At 64.4% G+C, this 2,022-nt stretch carries 2 protein-coding genes and 1 tRNA gene; 2 read left to right on the top strand and 1 reads right to left on the bottom strand.

Going from position 1 to position 2,022, the window contains the following annotated elements; genetic code table 11:
- Nucleotides 1-47: 47 nt before the first annotated feature.
- On the bottom strand, nucleotides 48-788 hold the full coding sequence (locus B2W70_RS09270) for a DUF6748 domain-containing protein (protein ID WP_286745074.1): 741 nt from the start codon (nucleotides 786-788) through the stop codon (nucleotides 48-50).
- Between the two features lie 229 nt (nucleotides 789-1,017).
- On the opposite strand from B2W70_RS09270, the gene B2W70_RS09265 reads away from it, so the two are divergent.
- Together B2W70_RS09265 and B2W70_RS09260 are read left to right on the top strand one after the other, a co-directional pair.
- Nucleotides 1,018-1,093: transfer RNA gene (locus tag B2W70_RS09265), tRNA-Thr, on the top strand.
- Between the two features lie 108 nt (nucleotides 1,094-1,201).
- Entirely contained in the window at nucleotides 1,202-1,600 is a 399-nt protein-coding gene (locus B2W70_RS09260; protein ID WP_286745071.1) for a YkvA family protein, read from the top strand.
- Nucleotides 1,601-2,022 lie beyond the last annotated feature (422 nt).

The raw sequence follows: 2,022 nt of genomic DNA, 5'->3' as shown, positions 1-2,022 counted from the left end.
CCCGCCAATCGGCGGGCTTTTTCATGGCGCCTTGCCTCAGACGTGGTTCAGGGCTTTGCGGGCAGGTAGAACTCGCTGGTCACGAGCTTGTTGGCGTAGACGGTGGCGCCCGTGGGGCTGAAGCCGGGGAAGCGCACCACGGCACCGGCCGCGAGGATGGGGCCATTCTCCAGCGCTTGCCAGGCAGCCTGCACGGCCGTGTCGGGGGCGCGGGCCGTGCTGAAGTCGACGGTGTCGATGCTGCGCTCGGTGCTGGTGCGGTTCAGGGTTTGCAGGCCGAACGCAGGGCAGGGGGCCTGGATGCACACGATGCCGTTGTTCTTCAGGCTGAAGAAGGTGCCCAGCGGACGCTTGTTGCTGCCCTGGGCCTGCCAGGCCTCGCTCACGCGCAGCACCTCGCCGGTGAACAGGCCGCGCGGTTGAGGTTCGATGGCGCCTTTGACCAGCGCCTTGCCCTGGCCAAAGGAGGCCTCGAAGGTGGCGCGTTGCTCGTCGCTCCAGCCCAGGGCGCGGGTGTCGAGTTCGACCGCGTGGCATTCCTTGGCCAGTTTGCCGTCGGCACAGCGCGTGACGGGGCTGTTGGCCGCCTTGACGAAGTAACCACCGCAGACGGGGTAGGCGCACTTGCGGGCGTCGACGCGGGTGACGATGAGGTAGGGCTCGGCCTTGGCGTCGATGGCGGTGGATGGGGTGCCCGGGTCGGTGCCTGGGATGGGGGTGCTTTGGGCGTGCGACAGGGCGCTCAGGGCCATGGCGACGGTGGCCACCAAGGTGCGGATGTGGTTCATGGGTTCTCCTCCAGCGTGGGTTGTTGGCGTCCGGAGGTTATGCCGGGATGCGCCGGTTTGGTGCGGCCAAGGCGTCTCAGGCGGGTGAGAGGCGTCTCAGGGTGTAATCGGCCGGAAGCACGCTCGAGCCGTGTCAGGGCGCCACGATCGCGCGGGTGCTGTTTGAACGAGGCCGAAACCGGGTATGATTGCGGGCTGTGCAGCAAGCCGTGAGGCTTGTGTCACGTGTGCCGGTGTAGCTCAGTCGGTAGAGCAGCTCATTCGTAATGAGAAGGTCGAGGGTTCGATTCCTTTCTCCGGCACCAACTGAACATTTCACGCCATCTCAAGGCGTCTCAGAACCAGCCTCCCTCTCAGGGGTGGCTGGTTTTTTGTTGCCTCACGCCGTCTCACGACATGGCATCCTTCAACCCATGAGCGTCAGCAGCAGCTTGAGGGCTTGGGCCAAGCGAATCAAACGTGATGGGGTCACGCTCTGGTTTGCAGGCAAGAACCCCCGTACCCCTTGGCACGCCAAGGTCCTTGGGGTGTTCGTGGTGGCTTACGCGCTCAGCCCGATCGACCTGATCCCGGACTTCATTCCAGTGCTGGGCTATGTTGACGATGCATTGCTCTTGCCGGGCTTGATCTGGTTGACCATCCAACTGCTGCCAGCAGACGTTCTCGCCGAGTGCCGTGGCCAAGCTGATGACTGGATGGCCGCCAAGGGCGCCAAGCCCGTCAGCAAGGTTGGCGGCACCCTCGTGGTGGTGCTCTGGATGCTGGCGTGCTGGGCTGCCTGGTGTTGGTGGCCCACATGGCGCAACGGCTGACTGAGCGCTCACGCTTGATGCCCTGGGTGCCAACCGCTTAACCGCCTTGCATGCGCCAGTCTTCAATGTCCATCTCAGTTGAAACGAGATGAGGCCCATGCCTGGCAGGGCCTAGGCGATGTTTGCGCCCTCGTCAGCAGCCTCATACGGGGGAGGCAGTCACGCCAGCAAACGATTGCGGCCAGACTTGGCGCCCGTTGCGAGACGGTCAGGGCGTCTTTTTCATCGAGAAGCCTCGGCCTCACCGAGGCTTCGTCGCTTGTGGATGGCATCAACGGTTGCCGCGTCCCTCCGGGTCCAGTTGCACGATCTCCACATCTCCCCTGAACATCGGCGCACACAAGATCTTGTAGCCGTCGGCATCGAACCCCGCCGCCACCTGCTGCAGGCTTTGAGCCTCCTGCAGGCTGTCGGCCCGCCCC

It is taken from the genome of Aquabacterium sp. UBA2148, assembly GCF_002328915.1.
GTDB classification, from domain to species: domain Bacteria; phylum Pseudomonadota; class Gammaproteobacteria; order Burkholderiales; family Burkholderiaceae_C; genus Aquabacterium; species Aquabacterium parvum.
This window is presented reverse-complemented; position numbering and strand designations above follow the sequence as displayed.

Bases quoted from the DNA above. Each gene is read 5' to 3' on its own strand.
- B2W70_RS09270 (WP_286745074.1), bottom strand. From the start codon at position 788: ATGAACCACATCCGCACCTTGGTGGCCACCGTCGCCATGGCCCTGAGC.
- B2W70_RS09260 (WP_286745071.1), top strand. From the start codon at position 1,202: ATGAGCGTCAGCAGCAGCTTGAGGGCTTGGGCCAAGCGAATCAAACGT.